The sequence below is a fragment of the Microbacterium sp. NPDC055683 genome (assembly GCF_053617895.1).
The window spans coordinates 29,089-50,974 of record NZ_JBSHGQ010000002.1; the positions used below are offsets into that span (position 1 = coordinate 29,089).

Consider the following 21,886-nt stretch of genomic DNA (forward strand, 5'->3'; position numbering starts at 1 on the left):
CAACGAGGGTAATGCAGAACACCGTGCCGTCCCCCCACAGCACCTCTTCCGCGGGTGCCGCCGCTTCGTACCGAGAGCGCCTGTCTCCGTCGCTGTGGGCGCTCGCGTCCGCCGCCGTCACGGGCCCCATGATCGCGCTCGTCTTCATCCGCATCGAGCCGGCGCTGGCGCTGGCGCTGGGGGCGGCGGGCGCCGTCGCGATCATCGCGCTGCTGCTCGCGGGCTCCCCCGTCGTGGAGGTGCGGGAGGGCAGCCTGCGCGCAGGGCGCGCGCACATCGAGGCCCGCTACCTCGGCGAGCCCGTGCCGCTCGTCGGGGAGGAGGCCCGCGCGGCGCGCGGGACGGGTCTCGACCCGCGCGGCTGGTATCTCGTGCGCGGCGGCATCGACGGGGTGGTCGTCATCCCGAACACCGACGAGGACGACCCCGTCACGTCGTGGACGGTGTCCACGCGCACGCCCGACCGCCTCGCGGCGGCCGTGCGGCGTGCGCGCGGCACGGCCCGCTGACGCGGGCCGGTCGGATCAGGCCGCGCAGTCGCGGCAGATCGGGCCGTCTGCGCCGTCGTGGTCGAGCTGCGAGCGGTGCTTCACGAGGAAGCAGCTCATGCACGTGAACTCGTCGTCCTGCGGCGGCAGCACGACGACATCGAGCTCGACGTTGGACAGGTCGGCACCCGGCAGGTCGAAGCTCGACGGGTTGTCGGCGTCCTCCGAGTCGATCGACCCCGCGTTGTCGGGGCGGCGCGCCTTGAGCGCCTCGATCGACTCGTTGTTGTCGTCTTCGCTCTTTCGCGGGGCGTCGTAGTCGGTTGCCATCTAGGGCGTCACTTCTTTCGTCATCGGGTGTTGCTCATCCCCGCCGCGTGGCGGGGCGGCGCTATCTTGCACGACGCGTCGCGCTTTCGCAAATGCGTTCCGCCCGACGCGGCGCCTCCGGCGCCTGCACGCATCCGAACCCGCGGCGCGCCCGCGGTATTCCCGGCCTGGACGCCCTGCCCGTGACACCATGACGGGACACCGATGGCCATCGTGTGAGGAGCAGGCGCATGGAACAGCTCACGATCGTGGGAACCGAGGACGGGAAGCTCGTCCTGGCGAACGACTCGGGCGTGCGGTTCGTGCTGCCCGCAGACGATCTGCTGCGCACCCAGCTCCGGCGGATCGACAGGGCCGCCCACAGCGACGAGCCGCGGCTCCCGGCCGTGAGTCCGCGGGAGATCCAGCAGCACATCCGCTCCGGCCTCTCCGCGGAGGAGGTGGCCGCCCTCCTCGGAGCGCGTCTCGAGGACGTGCGGAGGTTCGAGGGCCCCGTCGTCGCCGAGCGCGAGCACATCGTCGGGCGCGCTCTCGCGGTGCCCGTGCTCATGGCCGTCGACCTCGGCGGCGAGCAGAACCCGACGTTCGGCGACGCCATCCGCGGCAAGCTGTCGGACATCGCCGCGACGGGTGAGCGATGGACGAGCTGGAAGGATGACACGGGCTGGGTCGTCAAGCTCGAGTTCACGGCATCCGACGTCGACCACGACGCGCGGTGGAGCTTCGATCCGCGCCGCGGCGCGCTCGCCCCGCTGAACGGCGACGCCACGCAGCTCTCGCGCCAGGGTCCGCTCCCGGAGGGTCTCATCCCCCGGCTGCGCGCCCTCGACGCGGTCGAGCCGCGCGAGGACGAGCGTTTCGACTCCGGGGCCTTCGGACCGCGCCGCCTCCCCGAAGCGGAGACCGCGACCGACGGCCTGACACGGGCCATCCCGTCGGTGCGCGACGCCGCGACGAAGCGCGCTCCGAGCGCCGACGCCCCGCACCCCGACACGGCCGACCTCCTCGAGGCCCTCCGCCGTCGACGGGGCCAGCGCGAGACCGCGCCCGTGCTCGAGACCGAGCCCGATGCTCCGGACGAGCCGGAGAAGCCCGGCGCCGCTCCCGTCGCGATCTTCGACGCCCTCGAGCCGGGGTATGCGGGCGACCCGGAACCGGAACCCGCCGGGGAGACGGCCACCCGCCCGGAGCAGGACGCGCCCCGCCGTCGCGGGCGCGCGTCGATGCCGTCGTGGGATGAGATCGTCTTCGGCGCCCGCGCCGACGACTGACCCTCCTCAGCGCCGTGCGACGGCGCCGAGGAGGATGAGCGGGACGCTCGACTCCTCCGGGGTGACGGAGCCGTGCTGGCCGATCATCGCCTGCGAGCGCTTGTCGGCGAGGCGGTCGTCGTAGAACGCCCACGTGCCGCGCGCCGCGACGAGGACGTCGCCGATGCGCGGTGCCACGGCGTCGTCCACCTCGCCGAACAGACCGGCGGCGACGGCCGCGTCGCGCGTCGAGACGACCCCGCTGCGCTCGGAGAGCCGCGTCCACGTCGCCGCGACGGTCTCCGCCTGCGCGCCGTCGTCGAGGTAGAGGTGGAGCAGCCGCGGCTCGCCGCCGATGAGCGCGACGCCGTCGAGACGCGGATCGCCGTGGTCGAGCAGGTCGTGGCGATGGCGGGGGACGTCGACCATGCCGTGGTCGGCCGTGACGATGACGCCGACGCCGGAGGGGACGGGCGCCGCGAACGCCGCATCGACGTCCTCCAGCGCGGCGAGCCACTGCGGCGAGTCGACGCCGTGCCGGTGTCCCGCCTTGTCGACCTCGGGGAGGTAGCAGTAGACGAAAGCCCCGGGATGGGCGGCGGCGAGCGCGTACGCCGTCGCGACGCGGGCGCGCACCCCGTCCTCCGCGACGTACTCCGCCCCGCGGAGCACCGCGCGGGTGAAGCCCGTGCCGGCGTACTCGCCGAGGCCGACCGCGAACGCGCGCCGGCCATCCGCCAGCGCGCGTTCGAACACGGTCGGCTCCCGCTGCCACGTCGCGGGATCGAGGCCGTCGCGCTCGTAGCCGTTCAGCTGGTTCGCGAGGGTTCCGCGATCGGGATCGCGCACACGGTAGCCCGCCAGGCCATGGCGGCCGGGATCAGCGCCCGTGAGGATGCTCGTGAGCGCGGCAGCCGTCGTGGACGGGAAGACGCTCCGCGCGATGTCGCGACGGGCCATCGCGCCCGCGAGGCGGCGCGCATGTCCCGCGTGGGCGCGCAGCTGGATGGCGCCGAGCCCGTCGACGACGACGACGACGAGCGAGGCCGCGGGGGCGAGCCACGTGCCGCGGCCGTCGAGCGCACGCAGCGACTCGGGGGCGAGCTCGGTGAGGCTCCGGGCGTTCGCCGGGCCCCCGGGTACGATGAGGGACATCCGGGCAAGTCTCCCACAGGGGCGTCCACGCCGCCCTGCACCCGGCCATCCGGCCGTCGGCGGATCGGACCGCGGACGAGCACCGGGCATCACGCGAGGAAGAGGGCTGAATGGCGCGCAGGCAGGCGTCCGACGCTGCACCCGTCGACGAGCGAATCGAGGACATCGACCTCGAGTCCGAGATGCAGGGATCGTACCTCGAGTACGCCTACTCGGTCATCTACTCCCGAGCGCTCCCCGACGCGCGCGACGGCCTCAAGCCCGTGCAGCGGCGCATCCTGTTCCAGATGGCCGAGATGGGCCTGCGCCCCGAGCGCGGTCACGTCAAGAGCGCCCGTGTCGTGGGCGAGGTGATGGGGAAGCTCCACCCCCACGGCGACACCGCCATCTACGACGCGCTCGTCCGCCTCGCCCAGGACTTCGCCCTCCGCGTCCCCCTCGTGGACGGTCACGGCAACTTCGGCTCCCTCGACGACGGCCCCGCGGCCGCCCGCTACACGGAGGCGCGTCTCGCTGCCGCCGCGATGGCGATGACCGAGAATCTCGACGAGGACGTCGTCGACTTCGTGCCGAACTACGACGGCCAGTTCCAGCAGCCCGACGTGCTGCCGGCCGCCTACCCCAACCTCCTCGTCAACGGCACGACCGGCATCGCTGTCGGCATGGCGACGAACATGGCGCCGCACAACCTCACGGAGGTCGTCGCGGCCGCGAACTTCCTCATCGAGAACCCCGACGCCACGCTCGACCAGCTCATGGAGTTCGTCCCCGGCCCCGACTTCCCCTCGGGCGGGATCGTCGTGGGGCTCGACGGCGTCCGCGACGCCTACGAGACGGGGCGCGGCGCGATCAAGGTGCGCGGCAAGGTGTCGATCGAGCAGATCGGCCCGCGGCGGACGGGCATCGTCGTCACGGAGCTGCCGTACATGGTCGGGCCGGAGCGCGTCATCGAGAAGCTCAAGGACGCCGTCCAGTCGAAGAAGCTGCAGGGCATCAGCGACGTCACCGACCTCACGGACCGCAACAACGGGCTGCGGATCGTCATCGGGGTCAAGACCGGCTTCGACCCGCAGGCCGTGTTGGAGCGCCTCTACCGCCTCACCCCGCTCGAGGACTCCTTCAACTTCAACAACGTCGCCCTCGTGGGCGGGCGTCCGCACACCTTGGGCCTGCTCGAGCTCCTGCGGGTGTACGTCGGGCACCGGATCGAGGTCGTCACCCGCCGCAGCCGCTACCGTCTCGCGCGGCGGCAGGAGCGTCTGCACCTCGTGCGGGGCCTGCTGGTGGCCATCCTCGACATCGACGAGGTCATCCAGGTCATCCGCACGTCCGACGACTCCGAGCAGGCCCGCTCGCGCCTGTGCCAGGTGTTCGACCTCGACGACGTGCAGGCGGAGTACATCCTCGAGCTGCGGCTGCGCCGCCTCACGAAGTTCTCGCGCATCGAGCTCGAGAAGGAGCGCGACGAGCTGCTCGCGGAGATCGCGCACCTCGAGGAGCTGCTGGGATCGGATGCCCTCCTGCGCCGCCAGGTGTCGGCCGAGCTGGACGCGGTCGTCGACAAGTACGGCACGCCGCGGCGCACGCTCCTCATGAACGCGAAGCCGGCGGCGACCCGCTCGCGCAAGACCGACGACGCGGACCTCCAGATCGCCGACGGCCCGACGCTCGTCGCGCTGTCGACGACGGGGCGCGCCGTGCGCGTGGAGGTTCCCGAGGGGCAGACGCTCGCGGCCTCGGGGCGGCGCAGCAAGCACGATGCGATCCTCTCCACCGTCGCCACGACCATCCGCGGCGAGGCCGGCGCCCTCACGAACCGCGGCCGGCTCGTGCGGTTCCACCCCGTCGACATCCCGTCGGTGCCGGCCAACGCCGTGCAGCTGGGCGTGGGCGTGAAGCTGCACGACTACGTCGGCCTCACGGACCGCGCGGAGCGGATCGTCGCACTCATCCGCCTCGACGACGAGACGCCGGTCGCGCTCGGGACGGCGCAGGGCGTCGTCAAGCGCATCGTCCCGGCCGCTCTGTCGGCGAAGCCCGACGTCGAGGTCATCGCCCTGAAGCCCGGCGACGAGGTCGTCGGCGCCTCGCCCGCGGGCGAGGAGACGGAGCTCGTGTTCGTCACCACCGACGCGCAACTGCTGCACTTCGCCGCGTCGTCGGTGCGCCCGCAGGGTGCGGCGGCCGGCGGGATGGCCGGGATCAAGCTCGGCGCGAACGCGTCGGCGCTGTTCTTCGGCGCCGTCTCGGGCGACGGCGACGTCGTCGTCACCGTGTCGGGCTCGGAGGCGATGCTGCCGGGCGCCGACACGGGGCGCGCGAAGATCTCGGACTTCTCCGAGTTCCCGGGCAAGGGCCGCGCGACGGGCGGGGTCCGCGCGCACGCCTTCCTCCGCGGCGAGGACCGGCTCACGCTCGCATGGGTGGGGCCCGACCCGGCGCTCGCCGTCGACCAGAACGGCTCCGCGCGCAAGCTCCCCCAGACGCTCGCCAAGCGCGACGCGTCGGGTCAGCCGCTCGAGGCCGTCATCTCGTCGATCGGCCGCACGATCGTCTGACGTCGCACCTCGCGACGTCTCGACTCGGTCGCAGCACACCCTCGCCCGTCGACCGACCAGGAGGGGCTCGGACCGTCAGGCGTCGATCGCCTCGCGGTCGAGGCGGTCGGCGGAGTCGATGATGAACTCGCGGCGCGGCGCGACCTCGTTGCCCATGAGCATCTCGAAGACGCGGCCTGCCGCCTCCGCGTCCTCCATCCGCACCCGGCGGAGCAGACGTCCATCGCGCTGCATGGTCGTCTCCGCGAGCTGGTCGGCATCCATCTCGCCGAGGCCCTTGTACCGCTGGATGGGCTCCTGCCAGCGCTTGCCCTGCTTCTGCAGCTTCGCGAGCAGCCGCTGCAGCTCGACGTCGCTGTACGTGTAGATCGTCTCGTTCGGCTTGGAGCCGGGGTTGACGACGATGACCCGATGCAGCGGCGGGACGGCCGCGTACACGCGACCGTCCTCGATGAGCGGCCGCAGGTAGCGATAGAACAGCGTCAGCAGCAGCGTGCGGATGTGCGCGCCGTCGACATCGGCGTCGCTCATCATGATGACCTTGCCGTAGCGCGCGGCCTCGATGTCGAAGGTCCGGCCCGATCCCGCGCCGATCACCTGGATGATGGATGCGCACTCGGCGTTCGACAGCATGTCGCCGATCGACGCCTTCTGCGTGTTGAGGATCTTGCCGCGGATGGGCAGCAGCGCCTGGAACTCGCTGTCTCGCGCTCGACGCGCCGTGCCGAGCGCGGAGTCGCCCTCGACGATGAACAGCTCCGATTGCGCCACGTCGCTCGAACGGCAGTCGATCAGCTTGGCCGGGAGGGAGGAGCTCTCCAGCGCGTTCTTCCGACGCTGCGTCTCCTTGTGGGCGCGCGCCGACACGCGCGCCTTCATCTCGGCGACGACCTTGTCGAGCAGCATCGAGGTCTGGTTCTTGTCGTCGCGCTTCGTCGACGTGAAGCGCTCGCGGAGCCCCTCGCGAACCACCTTCGCGACGATCGCGCGCACGGCAGGGGTGCCGAGGACCTCCTTGGTCTGTCCCTCGAACTGCGGCTCCGGGACCGTGACGGTGAGGACGGCTGTGAGGCCCGCCAGCACGTCGTCCTTCTCGAGCTTGTCGTTCTGGCCCACCTTGAGGCGCCGGGCGTTCTTCTCCACCTCGGCGCGCAGCTGCTTGAGCAGCTCCTGCTCGAACCCCTGCTGGTGCGTACCGCCCTTGGGCGTCGAGATGATGTTGACGAACGAGCGGATGGCCGTGTCGTAGCCGGTCCCCCATCGCAGGGCGATGTCGACCGTGCACTCGCGCTGGACCTCGGTCGAGCGCATCGAGCCGTCCGGCTGGAGCATCGGCACGGTCTCCTGGAACGTGCCGGAGCCCTGCAGCCGCCAGTCGTCGGTGACGGGAGCGTCGGTGGCGAGGAAGTCGACGAACTCGGAGATGCCGCCGTCGAAGCGGTACGAGGTCTCCACGGCGTCGTCGCCGCGCTCGTCGCGGATGACGATCTCGAGGCCCGGCACGAGGAACGCCGTCTGCCGCGCCCGCGTGACGAGCTCGTCGAGCTGGAATGCCGCATCCCTCGTGAAGATCTGACGGTCGGCCCAGTAGCGCACGCGCGTTCCGCTGACGCCCTTCCCGACCTTGCCGACGACACGCAGCTCGCTGCGCTCCTCGAAGGGGCGGAACGGCGCATCCGGCGCCGGAGCCCCGGCATCGTCGAAGAGGCCGGGCTCGCCTCGGTGGAACGACATCGCCCACGTCTTCCCGTCGCGATCGACCTCGACGTCGAGCCGCTCCGAGAGCGCGTTCACGACGGACGCGCCCACGCCGTGAAGACCACCGGACGCGGCATACGAGCCGCCGCCGAACTTCCCGCCCGCGTGCAGCTTCGTGTAGACGACCTCAACGCCCGAGAGTCCCGTGCGCGGCTCGATGTCGACAGGGACGCCGCGACCGCGGTCGTGTACCTCGACCGAGCCGTCGCCGTGCAGGATGACGTCGATGCGCGAGCCGTTGCCCGCGACCGCCTCGTCGACGGCGTTGTCGATGATCTCCCACAGGCAGTGCATGAGCCCGGGCGAGCCGTTCGAGCCGATGTACATTCCGGGGCGCTTGCGGACGGCCTCGAGGCCCTCCAGGACCTGGAGGTGGTGGGCGGAGTACTCGGCGGTCACAGTGTTCGATCATACTTTCGACGCGGCAGACCGCCTGCATGACACTCCCCTGCCGGGGGCCGACGTACGCGCTGAGCGAAACACGCCGCCCTTCGGGCATCTTTCCGAGGTGGGCGTGGTTTCATACTGTGAACTCGGATCAGGCAGTTCGAACAGGAGGCAGACCATGACCGCGACAACGACACCCGAAGCACCTGCCGCCTACCGCCTCACGGCCGCCGACCGCTGCGACAGCTGCGGCGCGCAGGCCTACATCGCCGCCGAGGTGAACGGCAGCCAGCTGCTCTACTGCGCCCACCACGGTCGCAAGTACGAGGAGAAGCTGCGCGCCGTCGCCACGTCGTGGATCGACGAGACGGCCCGTCTCGCCGAGGCCGGCTGAGACACCGTGCTTCCGAAGCGCCCGTCCGCGAGGACGGGCGCTTCGTCGTCGGGGCGCGCCCTCAGCCCACGTGCACGCGCGGGATGAGGGGCGACAGCCGCAGCAGAGGCTCCTCGCCGACCGTGCCCGCCGCCTCGCCGACGCTCGTCGGCGTCCACTCCCCCGTCGTGCCCGGCCCGAAGACCACGACCTCGTCGCCGACGGCGGCACCCGGCCACGACGCGACGGTCGACGTGGTCTCCGCGACGTCGAGGAGCGTGCGAGGGCCCGCTGGCGTCCCCACGTCGATACGCCCGGCGAGCGTCGAGAACACGCCGTCGAGCCATCCGACGCCGATCTCCACGCGGTCTGCGCCGATGCCGACGACATCGGCGACGAGCGAGGCTGCCGGTGCCACACCGGGGACGTCGTCGTCGCCGGCCGATCGGATGCCGTAGCAGAAGGCGCCGATGCGCACGAGGTCGCCGCGGAACGCCGGCCGGTGCCACGCCGCGGCGCTCGCCGCCAGGTGCCGCACGCCGGGGCGGAGGCCCGCGTCGAGCGCGACGCGGCCCGCCTCCTCGAACACCGCCCGTGAGAGGTCGTCCTCGGCGTCGCTCGCCTCCGAGATGTGGCTCCACAGGCCGACGACGTGGATGGCGCCGTCCCGCTCGAGCGCGGCGGCGCGCGCCGTGAACGACGGCCATTCCTCCGGTCGCACGCCGTTGCGGTGGAGTCCCGTGTCGATCTTGAGGTGGACGGGAGCGGCCGCCCCGCGGCCGGTCGCGATGCGCGCCACACGCTCGAGGTAGCCGCCGTCGCCGACGCCGAGCTCCAGCCCGGCATCGAGGGCGCCGCCGATCGCCTCCTCCGGCAGCGTCGCCCAGCAGAACACGCGCGCGCGATCGCCGGCCGCCGCCTTCGCGCGCGCCGCCGACGGCACGTCGATGGCGCCGAACCACGACACGCCCTCGTCGAGCGCCGCCGCGACGACGGGCTCGACGCCGTGCCCGTACGCGTCGTCCTTCACGACGACGAGGAGCGCGGCGGGCGCCACACGATCGGCCACCGCGCGCACGTTGGCCCGCAGACGCGCCAGGTCGATCCTCAGCTCGGTCATCCCGCCACCTCCCGCGCGGTGCCGAGACCCACACGCGCCGCGAGCTCGCCGGGACGCAGCCCCGTCGCAGACGCCCACTGCACGAGCTCGTCGCGGACCGCGCCATCCCCGAAGAACACGACCTCATCACCCGGGACGACATCCCCGTGCGATCCCACATCCACGACGCACACGTCCATCGCGACCCGTCCGACGATCCTCCGGCGACGACCTCGGATGTCGACGTGCACGCTGTTGCCGAGCGCGCGGACGACGCCCTGCGCGTACCCGCCGGGCACGAGGGCGACGCGCGTGTCCGCCGCGGCACGGTGGATGTAGCCGTACGACACGCCCTCGCCCTCGCGGAGCGGCTTCGTCGACAGCACACGCGCCCTCAGCGACATCACGGGTGCGCCGCCCTCCAGTCCCAGGATGCGCCCCATCGGGACGGTCGGGACGGCATCCGTCACGACGAAGCCGAGGTCCTCGGCGATCGCGCGGTCGACGGCGTCGACGACGACAGCGCCGACTCCTGCGTGCCGGAGGGCGCGACCCACCACGAGAAGCCCGTGGCCCCACGCGTCGCGGCGCAGATCGCCGACGTCCGAGGCGCCGACCGATGCCGACTCGAGGTTCGCGGCGAGGGAGGCGGGCGACACGCGCGTCCACGGGGCCGCGGTCCGGAGGCGGGGCGAAGTCACCCGATCTAGACTAGCCAGGCCCCCCGCCCGCGACCTGGAGGACGCCCGCATGCCCTCGACCGGCCTCAGCCTCGGCCCCAAGCTCCGCTATCTCGTGGAGCGGGCGCGCCGCATCGACGTCTCGTCGGTGATCGAACGCGCCAAGGAGGTGCACGAGCAGCACGGCAAGCCCGTGCCGCTCGTCGTCGCCGACATGCTGTGGTCGGCCGGCCGCCGCGATGTCGCCTTCCAGGACTACGTGGACTACGACTTCGCCATCCTGTCGAAGGCGGAGCGTGCGACCTTCATGACGCACCCCGTGTCCATGCAGCTCGCCGCGCGGTACGCGCATCCCGACTACCGCGTGCTGTTCGAGAACAAGATCGAGTTCAACAAGCGGTTCGACCGGTTCCTGCGTCGGGAGTGGCTCGTCGTCGAGACGAGCAACGCCGACGCTGTGCGCGCGTTCGTCGAGAAGCACGGCACGATCGTCGCGAAGGTGCCCGTGAGCCACATGGGGCTCGGCGTCCACCGGTACCACGCGAGCGAGGTCGACGACTGGGCGGCCTTCCACCGCGGGCTGCTCGACCGCGACGAGGTCCTGCTCGAGGAGGTCATCGTGCAGCACCCCGACCTCGCCGCGGTCTGCCCGGGAACCGTCAACACCACGCGCATCACGGCGTTCCACGACGGCGCCGATGTGCACATCCTCGCGATCGCGCAGAAGTTCGGGCGCGGCGCGGTGAGCGACCAGATGTCGTTCGGCGGCTTCTACACGATGCTCGACGATGCCGGGCGCGCGCTCGGATCCGGCTACGACTCGCACGGGCACGTGCACGAGAAGCACCCCGACACGGGCTTCCCGATCGCGTCGTTCCAGCTGCCCCTCATGGACGAGGTGCGCACGTTCATCGACGCGGTCGCGCGCATCGTGCCTCAGGTGCAGTACGTCGGATGGGACGTCGTGGTCACGCCGGACGGCCCCGTGCTCGTGGAAGGCAACTGGGGCGCGGGCGTCTACGAGAACAAGCCGTCGGTGACGGGCATCCGCACGGGCCACAAGCCTCGGTACCGCACGGCGATCGGCTTCTGACCCGCGAACGACGAACGCCCCTCGGCGGAGGGGCGTTCGTCGTCTGGTCTCACACCTCGCGGATGATGCCGAGCGGCGTCGACTGGTGGCCCTGGCCGAGCGGGTTGTCGCCGAGGATGCGCACCAGTCGCCTCTCCCCCGCCTTGTCGAGCGTCGAGCCGAGGATGTTGCCGCCGATGTCGTTGATGTCGACGACGGCGACGTGGGCGTCGACCCCGAGGAGCGAGCGGACGTGCGCCGCGACCTCGCGCGGACGCTCGGGACCGAGGACGACCGCCTTGTTGTACGGCGGGATGGTGCCGGGCGTCGGGCCGTCGATCGCGCGCGCCTTGTCGCCGGCGATGCGGTAGAAGTCGCCGCGGCGCCCGAAGAGCTTCGTCACGGCCGACACGGCCGCGGCGAAGAGGATCCGGGGCGTGCCGACCTCACGCAGCGCCATCTCCATCGTCTCGGGGATGCCGAGGCCGATGCCGTAAGCGGTCTTCGTGACGTACTTCGAGAGGAACGTCGCCAGCTTGCGCGGCTGGATCTCGTCCATCATGTACGAACGTCCCTGCGTGATGGCGACGATCTTCTCCGTCACGAAAAGCAGGTCGCCCGGCTCGACGGCGTCCTTCGCGTACTCCGCGATGATCTCGTCGATCCGGTCGTCCGGCATCACCACCTTCGTGCGCAGGGGGATGCGCGCGTAGCGGACGCCGTCGACCTCGACCTCGAGGTGCTTGCCCTCGTTCGCCTCCGCCATCACTCGAGGTAGTCCCGAAGCGACTGCGAGCGGCTCGGGTGGCGCAGCTTCGCCATCGTCTTCGACTCGATCTGGCGGATGCGCTCACGCGTCACGCCGAAGGTGTCGCCGATCTGGTCGAGGGTCTTCGGCTGCCCGTCGCCGAGGCCGAAGCGCATGCGGATGACACCCGCCTCGCGCTCGGAGAGCGAGTCGAGCAGGCTCTCGAGCTGACGCTGCAGCATCGTGAAGCCCACCGCGTCGGCCGGGACGACCGCCTCGGTGTCCTCGATGAGGTCGCCGAACTCGCTGTCGCCGTCCTCGCCGAGCGGCGTGTGGAGCGAAATGGGCTCGCGGCCGTACTTCTGGACCTCGACGACCTTCTCGGGCGTCATGTCGAGCTCCTTCGAGAGCTCCTCGGGCGTGGGCTCGCGACCCAGGTCCTGCAGCATCTGCCGCTGGACCCTGGCGAGCTTGTTGATGACCTCGACCATGTGGACCGGGATGCGGATGGTGCGCGCCTGGTCGGCCATGGCGCGCGTGATGGCCTGGCGGATCCACCACGTCGCGTACGTCGAGAACTTGAAGCCCTTGGTGTAGTCGAACTTCTCGACCGCGCGGATGAGACCGAGGTTGCCCTCCTGGATGAGATCCAGGAACTGCATGCCGCGTCCCGTGTAGCGCTTCGCGAGCGACACGACGAGGCGGAGGTTCGCCCCGAGCAGGTGGCTCTTCGCGCGCTGACCGTCCCGCGACACCCACTGCAGGTCGAGGCCGAGCTGGCTCGACTTCTCCGCCGCCGACATCTTCGACAGCTTCTCCTCCGCGAACAGGCCGGCCTCGATGCGCATGGCGAGGTCGACCTCCTCCGCGGCGTTCAGCAGCGGGACCTTGCCGATCTGCTTGAGGTAGTCCTTGACGGGGTCGGCCGTGGCGCCCGTGATCTGCGTCGAGTAGACGGGGACGTCCTCCTCGTCGCTCGAGCTGATGACGATGGCGCCCGTGGGCAGCGGCTCGGCCGTCGCCGGCTTGCCCTTGTCGTCGTCGCCCTTGGCGTCGTCCTTCGCCTCGTCGGCGTCGTCGGACGTCTCGTCGGCGTCGTCCGCCTCGAGCTCGACGTCGCCATCGAGCTCCTCCTCGTCCTCGTCGGACGCCTTCGCGCTCTTCGCCGCCTTCGTCCTCTTCGTCGACGCGGTCTTGGCTGCGGTCTTCTTCGTGGTCTTCTTGGCCGCGGGACCGGCGGCCGCAGCGGCCTCGTCCTCGACGGCCTCGTCGTCGTTCGCGGTGCTCCGCGAAGCCTTCGTGGCAGTTGTCACGTTCTCGCCTTTCACCGATGGCGCTGTGCGCCTCGCCCCCGGGTGTCTTCGGGCACTAGTAAGACCCTTGTCAAGTCCTGCGCCTCGCCAGCACGGGACTCGCCAATGGGTCGTCGGACCATTGTCTCACACTCCGCCGCGCGATCCGACGCGGCGCCCGGGTGACCCACATTGCGACAACAGCGGCCGCGGCCGCCGCATTCCCCCGCGGACGCCTCAGCCGATCGGCTTGTCGTCGTCGCCCGTCGGCCGGGACGCGAGATAGCGCTCGAGCTCGGCGGCGAGCTCGTCCGCGCTCGGCAGGTCGCTCTCGTGCAGACCCGAGCGCGGCGACGTGCCGTCGACGAGACCGGCCATGTAGGCGTCGTAGCGCTCCTCGAGACCCGCGATCATGCGGCCGAGCTCGTCGTTCCCGGCGATCTGCTCCCCCACCTTCGCGAGGTACTCGGTGTTCTCCGTGCGCAGGGCGTCGACGTCGAAGACGCGCCCCGTCGACGAGGCGATCCGGTCGATCGCCGAGAGCGTCGCCGCGGGGTAGTCCGTCTCCGCGAGGTAGTGCGGGATGAGGAGGACGAAGCCGGCGACGAGGAGCCCCGTCTGCGCCGCCCGGAACTCGAGCAGATGCCCGGCTGTCGCGGGCACCTGCGTGCGCGGCTGCCAGATCGACTGCGCCGCGATGAGCTCCGGCCGGTTGCCGCTGACGGTCGCCCCCAGATCGCGCGTGTGGGGCACCGGCATGGCGATCGCATGCACCCAGGTCAGCCCCGAGACGTCGAACTCGCGCGCGAAGGACAGCACCGTGTCGACGAAGCCGTCCCACACGAAGTCGGGCTCGTACCCCGAGAGCAGGAGGAAGGGCTGCCCGAGCGCGTCCTGCGCGAGCGACAGCTCGAGGCGCGGCGGACGGTACTCCGTCAGGTGGTCCTTGTCGAAGGTCACGATCGGGCGGCGCGCACGGTAGTCGAGGAGCGCGTCGTTCGAGAACACGGCCACGATGCGCTGGTCGACGACCGCGCGCATGTAGTCGATCGCGCCGGACACCGCGCCGCCCGCGTCGGTGAACCCGGTGAGCAGCACGACGAGAGGAAGCCCGCCGGGGACGACGGGGGCGTCGGCGGCGCGTTCGCTGAGGTCTCGGGGGACGGGCATTCCTCCATGCTACGAGGCGGCGCGCCCTCGCGGGCCGTCGCACCCGGTGAAGGACCGGAACCTAGGATGGGAGGCATGTCGCACCCCGATATCGCGCTGTCCCCGACAGCTGTCCCCGCGGAGGGTGCCGATGCCCTCGTGATCGCGATCCCCGATCCCGCAGGAGACGACGCCGCGCCGGCACGACCGGCAGAGCTCGCCGCCGCACTCGACGCCATCGGATTCACCGCGGCGAAGGGCGCATTCGCCCGCGTCCACGCACCCGGCTTCTCGGATCTCCCCCTCGCCGTCGTCGGCCTCGGACGCGCCCCCGACGCACGCACGGTGCGCGACGCGGTGGGCGCCGCCATCCGGCAGCTCACCGGCTTCGACATCGTCGCCGTGTCGGTCCCGGCGGAGATCGAGGGCGGATGGCTCGCCGCCGCGGAGGGGGCGGCGCTCGGCGGGTACGCCTTCGACGACTACAAGTCCGATTCCGAGGAGAAGAAGGCGAAGCGCCGACGTGCGCGCCGCGTCGTCGTGCACGCTCCCGACGGTGCCGACGACGCCGACCTCGCCGCCATCCGGGCGGGCGCCGAGGCCGTCGCCCTCGTCAAGGACCTCGTGTCGACGCCTGCGGAGTGGCAGAGCCCCGCTCGACTCGCCGACATCGCTCTGGAGACGACCGCCGACCTGCCGGTGACGGCGACGGTGTGGGACGAGGCGCGGCTGGCCGAGGACGGTTTCGGTGGCATCCTCGGCGTCGGCCAGGGCTCCGATCGACCGCCGCGCCTCGTGCGGCTCGACTATGCGCCGGAGGGAGCCGCGCGGCACGTCGCGCTCGTCGGCAAGGGCATCACGTTCGACACCGGCGGTCTGTCGCTCAAGCCCGCCGCGTCGATGGTCGGCATGCAGGAGGACATGACGGGCGCCGCCGAGGTGCTGGCGGTCGTCCGGGCCGCCGCCCAGCTCGCCCTCCCCGTGCGGGTCACGGGGTGGCTGTGCATCGCCGACAACATGCCGTCGGGGCGCGCGACGCGGCCCGGCGACGTGCTCGTGATCGCCGACGGCACCACGGTCGAGGTCACCAACACCGATGCCGAAGGCCGCCTCGTGCTCGCCGACGGCCTCGTCGCGGCAAGCCGCGAGCACCCCGACGTCGTCGTCGACGTCGCCACGTTGACGGGCGCCATGGTGGTGGCTCTCGGCACGCGCCACACGGGCGTCATGGGGCACGGCGACGCCGTCGACGCCTTCCTCCGCGCAGCCGACCGCACGGGCGAGCTCGCGTGGGCACTCCCCCTCCCCGAGCACATCGCGGACGAGCTGGACTCGCGGATCGCCGACGTCCGCAACGCGAACGTCGGCAACCGCGCGGGCGGGGCGCTCTACGCGGGTCTCTTCCTGCAGCGCTTCGTCGGGCGCACGGCGGACGAGGACGACGCCCCGCGCATCCCCTGGGTGCACCTCGACATCGCCGGCTCCTCCATGAGCACGGGAGCGGCGTACGGGTTCACAGACAAGGGGCCGACGGGCGCCACGGTGCGCGCGCTGCTCGACTTCGTCGCGGCAGGAGGCGAGGTCCTGTGAGCGATCGCACCGTCGACGTCGTCGTGCTCGGAGGCGGCAGCGGAGGCTACGCGGCCGCGCTGCGAGCCGCCGAGCTCGGCAAGAGCGTCATCGTCGTCGAGAAGGACAAACTGGGCGGCACGTGCCTCCACCGCGGCTGCGTGCCGACGAAGGCGATGCTGCACGCCGCCGAGGTCGCCGACACCGTCCGCGAGGCGGGCGCCTACGGCATCGGCGCCGAGCTCACGGGCATCGACCCCGCGCGCATCGCCGCGTACCGCGACGGCATCGTCTCGAAGAAGCACAAGGGTCTCGAGGGACTCGTCAAGGCGCGCGGCATCGAGGTCGTCTCCGGCGCCGGCACACTGGAGCCGGGACCCGCCGTGCGCGTCGGCGACGACCTCTACCGCGGCGGCGACGTCGTCATCGCGACGGGCTCGTACAGCCGCGGCCTTCCGGGACTGGAGTTCGGCGGACGCGTCATCGACAGCGAGGGAGCACTCGCCCTGGCCACCGTGCCCGGCCGCGCGATCATCCTGGGCGGCGGCGTCATCGGCGTCGAGTTCGCGAGCGTCTGGCGTTCGCTCGGTGCCGAGGTGACGATCGTCGAGGCGCTCGACCGGCTCGTGCCGAACGAGGATGCCGCGCTCAGCAAGGCGCTCGAGCGCGCCTACCGCAAGCGGGGCATCCGCACGTCGCTCGGCGTGCGGTTCTCGTCGGTCTCGCAGGACGATTCCTCCGTGACCGTGACGCTGGAGAACGGCGAGGCCCTCACGGCGGACGTCCTCCTCGTCGCCGTCGGACGCGGCCCTGCGACCGACGGCATCGGCCTGGATGAGACGGGGGTCGCCCGCGACCGCGGCTTCGTGACCACCGACGACCTGCTGCGCACCTCGGTCGCCCATGTGTGGGCCGTGGGCGACATCGTCAGGGGGCTGCAGCTCGCCCACCGCGGATTCCAGCAGGGCATCGCCGTCGCCGAGCGCATCGCGGGGCTGACGAGCGCGCCGGTCGCCGACGCGCAGATCCCCCGCGTGACGTACTCGCATCCCGAGCTCGCCTCCGTCGGGCTCACGGAGGAGCAGGCGCGCGCGGCGCACGGCGACGACGCCATCGCGACGACCGAGTTCAACCTCGCGGGCAACGCGAAGAGCGAGATCATCGGCACGGCCGGCCTCGTGAAGGTCGTCCGCCGCGTCGACGGGCCCGTGCTCGGCGTGCACCTCGCAGGCGACCGCGTGGGCGAGCTCATCACGGAGGGGCAGCTCGCCGTCGCGTGGGAGGCCCATCCCGAGGACATCGCGCCGCTCCTCCATGCGCACCCCACGCAGAGCGAGGCGCTCGGCGAGGCCTTCCTCGCGCTGGCCGGAAAGCCGCTCCACGCGCTCTGACGCCCTCGAGCACCCCGCAGCATCACTAAGCTAGATGAGAATTCGACACTCCGAAGGAGACTCCTGACATGAGCACTTCCGTCGTCCTCCCCGCTCTCGGAGAGAGCGTCACCGAGGGAACGGTCACCCGCTGGCTGAAGCAGGTCGGCGATACCGTCGCAGCGGACGAGCCGCTTCTCGAGGTGTCGACCGACAAGGTCGACACCGAGATCCCCTCGCCCGTGAGCGGCGTTCTGGAGGCGATCCTCGTTCAGGAGGACGAGACCGTCGAGGTCGGCGCCGAGCTCGCCCGACTGGGCGACGGATCCGGCGCCCAGGAGGCGCCCGCGGCTCCTGCCGCCGAGGCGCCCGCCGCAGAGCAGGCGCCCGCCCCGGAGGCTCCCGCGGCCCCGGCCCCCGCCGCCGCGGCCCCGGCCCCCGCCGCCGAGGCTCCGGCCGAGGCGCCCTCCGCGTCGTCCGACGCATCGGATGTGGTCCTCCCCGAGCTCGGAGAGAGCGTCACCGAAGGCACGGTCACCCGCTGGCTGAAGCAGGTCGGCGACAGCGTCGAGGTCGACGAGCCCCTGCTCGAGATCTCCACCGACAAGGTCGACACCGAGATCCCCTCGCCCGTCGCGGGCACCGTGCAGGAGATCCTCGTCCAGGAGGACGAGACCGTCGAGGTGGGCTCCGTGCTCGCACGCGTCGGAAGCGGCGCGCCCGCGGCACCGGCACCCGCTGCGGCACCGGCACCCGCTGCGGCACCGGCACCGGCTCCTGAGGCGGCCCCCGCGGCAGCCGCACCCGCTGCCCCGGCGCCCGCCGCTGCCCCGGCGCCCGCCGCTGCCCCGGCACCTGCCGCTGCCCCGGCGCCCGCCGCTGCCCCGGCACCTGCCGCAGCCCCGGCTCCGGCCGCCCCCGCCGGCGACGACAAGATCTACGTCACCCCGCTCGTGCGACGTCTCGCAGCGCAGAACGGCGTCGACCTCGCGACCGTCTCGGGCACGGGCGTCGGCGGCCGCATCCGCAAGGAGGACGTGCTGAAGGCGGCGGAGTCGGCTTCGGCGCCCGCCACCGCCGCCCCCGCCGCGCCCGCTGCCGTGAAGCCCGAGCCGTCGCCGCTGCGCGGGACGACCGCGCCGATGTCGCGCCTGCGCAAGGTGCTCGCCACGCGCGCCGTCGAGTCGATGCAGCAGACCGCCCAGCTGACGACGGTCGTCGAGGTCGACGTGACGAAGCTCGCCGGCTACCGCGACCAGGTGAAGGGCTCGTTCCTCGAGAAGACGGGCGACAAGCTGTCGTTCCTGCCCTTCTTCGCGCTCGCCGCCGCGGAGGCGCTGCAGGCCTTCCCGATCGTGAACTCCACGGTCGACGCCGACAACAACATCGTGTACCCGGCATCCGAGAACCTCTCGATCGCCGTCGACACGGAGCGCGGCCTCCTCACCCCGGTCGTCCGCGACGCCGGGTCGAAGAACCTCGCGCAGATCGCACACGAGATCGCCGACCTCGCCGCGCGCACGCGCGACAACAAGCTGAAGCCCGACGAGCTCGCCGGCGGCACCTTCACGCTCACGAACACGGGTTCGCGCGGCGCGCTGTTCGACACGCCCGTCGTCTTCCTGCCGCAGTCGGCCATCCTCGGTACCGGCGTCGTGTTCAAGCGCCCCGGCGTCGTGAAGGTCGACGGCGTGGAGGCGATCGGCATCCGCTCGTACGTGTACCTCGCGCTCTCGTACGACCACCGCACGATCGACGGCGCCGATGCCGCGCGCTTCCTGTCGACCGTGAAGGCCCGCCTCGAGGCAGCCGACTTCGCGGGGGACCTCGGCATCTGAGACACCGCCGCTCCCGGAGGGGGCGGGATGGGCGCCACGCGCTCATCCCGCCCCCTCCGCCGTCTCATACGTCTGCCGGAGCTGCCACACCCCGTCGACCCGTTCGAGGACGACGTGGCGCACGATGCCGTCACCCTCGACGCGCGTGACAGCGACATCGCCGAAGTCGTCCACGAGCGCAGGGGCCGCCGCGCCGTCGATGAGCCGTGCGGTCGCCTGCTCGGGGGTCTCCTCCTCGGCGGACGGCGTCGGCGCCGCGGACGCCCTCGCGTGTGCGGACGGCCCGTGCTCGGCCGGCGCGTGCTCGGCCGGAGGCGTCGCCTCCGCAGAGGGTGCGAGCGGTGTCGACGTCGCAAGCACGCCGGCCGAAGACGCGCCCCCGTCATCCGCCATGCCGGTGTGCTCGGGCGCTGGCGCGGCGTCGTCGCTCGTCGACGGCCACGCGAGCCCCACCGCCAGCACGGCACCGCCGCAGATCGCACCGACGATGATCGGCGCACGTCGACGGACCGGACCTCCTGCACGCGAGGCGCGTCGCCGGGCCGCGCGCGACGGTCGGACGCCCCGTGCGGTGGTTCCTGCGCGTATCCGGCGGCCGACCTCGGCGAACGCATCCGCCACGAGGTCGCCGATTCCGACGTCGACGCGGCGTGCGAGCCATCCCTCCGATGGCGTAACGGGGCGCGCGTCCTCACGCAGCTCGGCGTCGTCCGGGCGGACCAACGATGGGCCGTCTTCCGCGAACGGCTGAGGCGCGCACGCCTCGAAGAGGCGCGCCTCCAGCTCGGGACCCGTGCGCCGCAGCGCACGCGGTCGTTCGAGCGCGACCCGCACATCGTCGAGCACACGACGCACGACCTTGTCGGGGCAGCACTCCCCCGCGGCCGCGAGCAGCCTGGCCGCCGACACCTCCGCGGGATCCCCGTCACCGAAGGCGAACAGCGGCCGCGCATCGGCCGAGAGCCACCACCGCCCCCGCGGAGCCTCGGCGCCGGGCGGCCGCTGCGCCCACGCCTCCTGCACGCCACGGAGCAGGCTCACCGCGAGCGTCACCGCCTCTCCGCCGCGCAGCACCGGCCCACGGGCGACGCGCTGCGCGAGACGCGCCTCCACGGTGTCGTCGCAGCGTGGCAGGACGACAGCGTGTCCGTCGGCCAGGCGCACGACGTCGAGCGGCGCCAGCACGTGCTGGGAGCCGGCGGTGCGCCACCCCTCCCACTCGTGGAGATGCTCGACCGGGACGAGCACGACCGAGTCCTCTCCTCCCTGCGAGGCGATGATCCCTTCGAGCGGCGACGAGGGCGGCGACACCCGTCGGACGGCGCGGTACGCACCGGTCGGCTCCGTGGGAGGCGGAGCAGTTCCCGTGACGACGGCATCCCAGCTCATGCCCTCCACGATGCACGCATCCATCCGGCGTGATCGCCCCGGACCGGGCGATGTGGAGAGCACACGCCGCACGACGAGGGCTGGGGACGGGAGGACGGCCCCCTCGGGCCGCGGAGGGCCATCCGACGCCGGTAGAATCGAGCTATGGCAGCACGCAGCGCACCCGCGGAGAAGCGACCCGGCTTCTTCTCCCAGATCAAGTCACTCTTCACCTTCACCCGTGAGGCGTTCCCGTGGCTCGGCTGGCTGCTCATCGCCATCATCGCGGTGGGCGTCGCGCTCGGCGTCGTCGCCGGCTTCCTCCTGCAGCCCGTCTGGTGGGGCATCCTGCTCTGGGCGATCACAGGCCTCATGGTCGGCGCGCTCGGCGCCATGATCACGATGACGCAGCTCTCCACGCGCGCCATGTACCGCAAGCTCGACGGCATGCCCGGCGCATCCGGCCATGTGCTGGCCAACATGCTGGGGCGGAGCTGGCGCGCCGACGACATGCCCGTCGGCATCAACCCGAAGACGCAGGAGGCCGTCTACCGCGCGGTCGGCAAGGGCGGGATCGTCATCGTGGGCGAGGGCTCGCGCGGGCGGCTCACGCGCCTCATGCGCGACGAGCGGATGAAGGCCCAGCGCGTCGCACAGGGCGTGCCGGTCCACGAGTTCTACATCGGGCACGGCGAAGGCGAGGTTCCCATCGACCGCCTCTCGAAGACGATCAAGGCGCTTCCGAAGGCCATCGACCGCGCCACCATGGGCGCCGTCGTCCAGCGCATCGAATCGGTCTCGCAGTCGCTCGCGTCCCTGCCGATCCCGAAGGGGATCGACCCCACGAAGGTGCGCGCGCAGCGACCGCGCTGATCCGCTGTCCGAACGTCACGAGAGCCCCGCTGATCGGCGGGGCTCTCGTCGTCTCCGGCTCAGGCTCGCACGAGGATGGTTCCCGCGGCCTTGTCGTGGAGTCCGCGCTGGTCGGCGTCCCAGATCACGGCGGGGATCACGACGACGAGGAGGAGCGTGCGCACGAGCGGTCGCCAGACGCCCGTCCACGCGCCATCCGCCCGCACCACCCGCATGCCGAGCAGACGATGCCCCGGGCTGCCGCCCAGGGTCGGGATGAAGAGGACCTGCAGCGCGGCGAACACCGCCATCGGGGCGAACTGCGTCCATCCCGCCTCAGCGGGCAGGGCGAACTGGTCGAACGAGAAGAAGGCCGTCGCGATGAGGGTCGCGGCGGCGTAGTCGATGAGGAGTGCGCCGATGCGGCGGCCGGGGCGCGCGATGCTGCCGGAGCCCGTCGAGGGCAGCCCCAGGCGGGCGCCCGGGTAGTCGGCGGAGGTCGAGGTCGTCACCTGTCGAGCCTAGATCAGCCCGCCCTGTAACATGCCGG

At 72.0% G+C, this 21,886-nt stretch carries 19 protein-coding genes; 9 read left to right on the forward strand and 10 right to left on the reverse strand.

The window, feature by feature from the left end; genetic code table 11:
* Nucleotides 1-11: 11 nt before the first annotated feature.
* A complete protein-coding gene (locus ACWGPF_RS01170) occupies nucleotides 12-509 on the forward strand; it encodes a DUF3093 domain-containing protein (protein ID WP_452331069.1) in 498 nt (165 codons plus the stop codon).
* 15 nt (nucleotides 510-524) lie between these two features.
* Here the strand turns inward: ACWGPF_RS01170 and ACWGPF_RS01175 are convergent, their stop codons facing one another.
* Nucleotides 525-818, reverse strand: coding sequence for a DUF4193 domain-containing protein (locus ACWGPF_RS01175; protein WP_345435972.1), 294 nt, complete (start codon nucleotides 816-818; stop codon nucleotides 525-527).
* A gap of 230 nt (nucleotides 819-1,048) precedes the next feature.
* Here ACWGPF_RS01175 and sepH point away from each other — a divergent pair, with 230 nt between their 5' ends.
* Entirely contained in the window at nucleotides 1,049-2,089 is a 1,041-nt protein-coding gene (gene sepH / locus ACWGPF_RS01180) for a septation protein SepH (protein WP_452331070.1), read from the forward strand.
* 6 nt (nucleotides 2,090-2,095) lie between these two features.
* On the opposite strand, the gene ACWGPF_RS01185 is transcribed toward sepH, so the two are convergent.
* The gene (locus ACWGPF_RS01185) at nucleotides 2,096-3,223 is read right to left on the reverse strand and encodes an alkaline phosphatase family protein (protein WP_452331071.1); all 1,128 of its coding nucleotides are present in this window, start codon (nucleotides 3,221-3,223) and stop codon (nucleotides 2,096-2,098) included.
* Between the two features lie 110 nt (nucleotides 3,224-3,333).
* On the opposite strand from ACWGPF_RS01185, the gene ACWGPF_RS01190 reads away from it, so the two are divergent.
* Nucleotides 3,334-5,781: a DNA gyrase/topoisomerase IV subunit A gene (locus ACWGPF_RS01190; protein ID WP_452331072.1), complete on the forward strand. Its 2,448-nt coding sequence runs from the start codon at nucleotides 3,334-3,336 to the stop codon at nucleotides 5,779-5,781.
* 75 nt (nucleotides 5,782-5,856) lie between these two features.
* On the opposite strand, the gene ACWGPF_RS01195 is transcribed toward ACWGPF_RS01190, so the two are convergent.
* A complete protein-coding gene (locus ACWGPF_RS01195) occupies nucleotides 5,857-7,938 on the reverse strand; it encodes a DNA gyrase/topoisomerase IV subunit B (RefSeq protein WP_452331073.1) in 2,082 nt (693 codons plus the stop codon).
* Nucleotides 7,939-8,104: 166 nt separating this feature from the next.
* Here ACWGPF_RS01195 and ACWGPF_RS01200 point away from each other — a divergent pair, with 166 nt between their 5' ends.
* Nucleotides 8,105-8,320 (forward strand): DUF7455 domain-containing protein, encoded by a 216-nt coding sequence (locus ACWGPF_RS01200; RefSeq protein WP_345435982.1) that lies wholly within the window; start codon nucleotides 8,105-8,107, stop codon nucleotides 8,318-8,320.
* 61 nt (nucleotides 8,321-8,381) lie between these two features.
* Here the strand turns inward: ACWGPF_RS01200 and ACWGPF_RS01205 are convergent, their stop codons facing one another.
* Nucleotides 8,382-9,419, reverse strand: coding sequence for an alanine racemase (locus tag ACWGPF_RS01205; RefSeq protein ID WP_452331074.1), 1,038 nt, complete (start codon nucleotides 9,417-9,419; stop codon nucleotides 8,382-8,384).
* Nucleotides 9,416-10,099, reverse strand: a complete 684-nt coding sequence (locus ACWGPF_RS01210) for an alanine racemase C-terminal domain-containing protein (RefSeq protein ID WP_452331075.1) — start codon at nucleotides 10,097-10,099, stop codon at nucleotides 9,416-9,418. Before ACWGPF_RS01210 ends, ACWGPF_RS01205 begins: the two co-directional genes overlap by 4 nt.
* Before the next feature lie 49 nt (nucleotides 10,100-10,148).
* Between ACWGPF_RS01210 and ACWGPF_RS01215 the strand changes: the two genes are divergently transcribed.
* Nucleotides 10,149-11,171, forward strand: coding sequence for a sugar-transfer associated ATP-grasp domain-containing protein (locus tag ACWGPF_RS01215; protein ID WP_452331076.1), 1,023 nt, complete (start codon nucleotides 10,149-10,151; stop codon nucleotides 11,169-11,171).
* A 49-nt stretch (nucleotides 11,172-11,220) separates the two neighbouring features.
* Here ACWGPF_RS01215 and ACWGPF_RS01220 read toward each other — a convergent pair whose 3' ends face one another.
* From ACWGPF_RS01220 to ACWGPF_RS01230, 3 genes are all read right to left on the reverse strand, one after another.
* Complete coding sequence (locus tag ACWGPF_RS01220) at nucleotides 11,221-11,916, reverse strand: coenzyme F420-0:L-glutamate ligase (protein ID WP_452331077.1); 696 nt, start codon at nucleotides 11,914-11,916, stop codon at nucleotides 11,221-11,223.
* Nucleotides 11,916-13,211, reverse strand: a complete 1,296-nt coding sequence (locus ACWGPF_RS01225; protein WP_452331078.1) for an RNA polymerase sigma factor — start codon at nucleotides 13,209-13,211, stop codon at nucleotides 11,916-11,918. The genes ACWGPF_RS01220 and ACWGPF_RS01225 overlap by 1 nt, the downstream gene beginning before the upstream one ends.
* Nucleotides 13,212-13,427: 216 nt before the next feature.
* Complete coding sequence (locus ACWGPF_RS01230; protein WP_452331079.1) at nucleotides 13,428-14,360, reverse strand: proteasome assembly chaperone family protein; 933 nt, start codon at nucleotides 14,358-14,360, stop codon at nucleotides 13,428-13,430.
* 75 nt (nucleotides 14,361-14,435) lie between these two features.
* On the opposite strand from ACWGPF_RS01230, the gene ACWGPF_RS01235 reads away from it, so the two are divergent.
* The 3 genes from ACWGPF_RS01235 to sucB all read left to right on the forward strand — a co-directional run bounded on the left by ACWGPF_RS01235 (nucleotide 14,436) and on the right by sucB (nucleotide 19,116).
* Nucleotides 14,436-15,929 (forward strand): leucyl aminopeptidase, encoded by a 1,494-nt coding sequence (locus ACWGPF_RS01235; protein WP_452331080.1) that lies wholly within the window; start codon nucleotides 14,436-14,438, stop codon nucleotides 15,927-15,929.
* Nucleotides 15,926-17,299 (forward strand): dihydrolipoyl dehydrogenase, encoded by a 1,374-nt coding sequence (lpdA, locus tag ACWGPF_RS01240; protein ID WP_452331081.1) that lies wholly within the window; start codon nucleotides 15,926-15,928, stop codon nucleotides 17,297-17,299. The genes ACWGPF_RS01235 and lpdA overlap by 4 nt, the downstream gene beginning before the upstream one ends.
* A 68-nt stretch (nucleotides 17,300-17,367) precedes the next feature.
* On the forward strand, nucleotides 17,368-19,116 hold the full coding sequence (gene sucB, locus ACWGPF_RS01245; protein ID WP_452331082.1) for a 2-oxoglutarate dehydrogenase, E2 component, dihydrolipoamide succinyltransferase: 1,749 nt from the start codon (nucleotides 17,368-17,370) through the stop codon (nucleotides 19,114-19,116).
* 42 nt (nucleotides 19,117-19,158) lie between these two features.
* On the opposite strand, the gene ACWGPF_RS01250 is transcribed toward sucB, so the two are convergent.
* The gene (locus ACWGPF_RS01250) at nucleotides 19,159-20,505 is read right to left on the reverse strand and encodes a hypothetical protein (RefSeq protein ID WP_452331083.1); all 1,347 of its coding nucleotides are present in this window, start codon (nucleotides 20,503-20,505) and stop codon (nucleotides 19,159-19,161) included.
* Nucleotides 20,506-20,649: 144 nt separating this feature from the next.
* Here ACWGPF_RS01250 and ACWGPF_RS01255 point away from each other — a divergent pair, with 144 nt between their 5' ends.
* Entirely contained in the window at nucleotides 20,650-21,357 is a 708-nt protein-coding gene (locus ACWGPF_RS01255; RefSeq protein ID WP_452331084.1) for a DUF4191 domain-containing protein, read from the forward strand.
* 59 nt (nucleotides 21,358-21,416) lie between these two features.
* Here the strand turns inward: ACWGPF_RS01255 and ACWGPF_RS01260 are convergent, their stop codons facing one another.
* Entirely contained in the window at nucleotides 21,417-21,848 is a 432-nt protein-coding gene (locus tag ACWGPF_RS01260) for an RDD family protein (protein ID WP_452331085.1), read from the reverse strand.
* Between the last annotated feature and the right edge of the window lie 38 nt (nucleotides 21,849-21,886).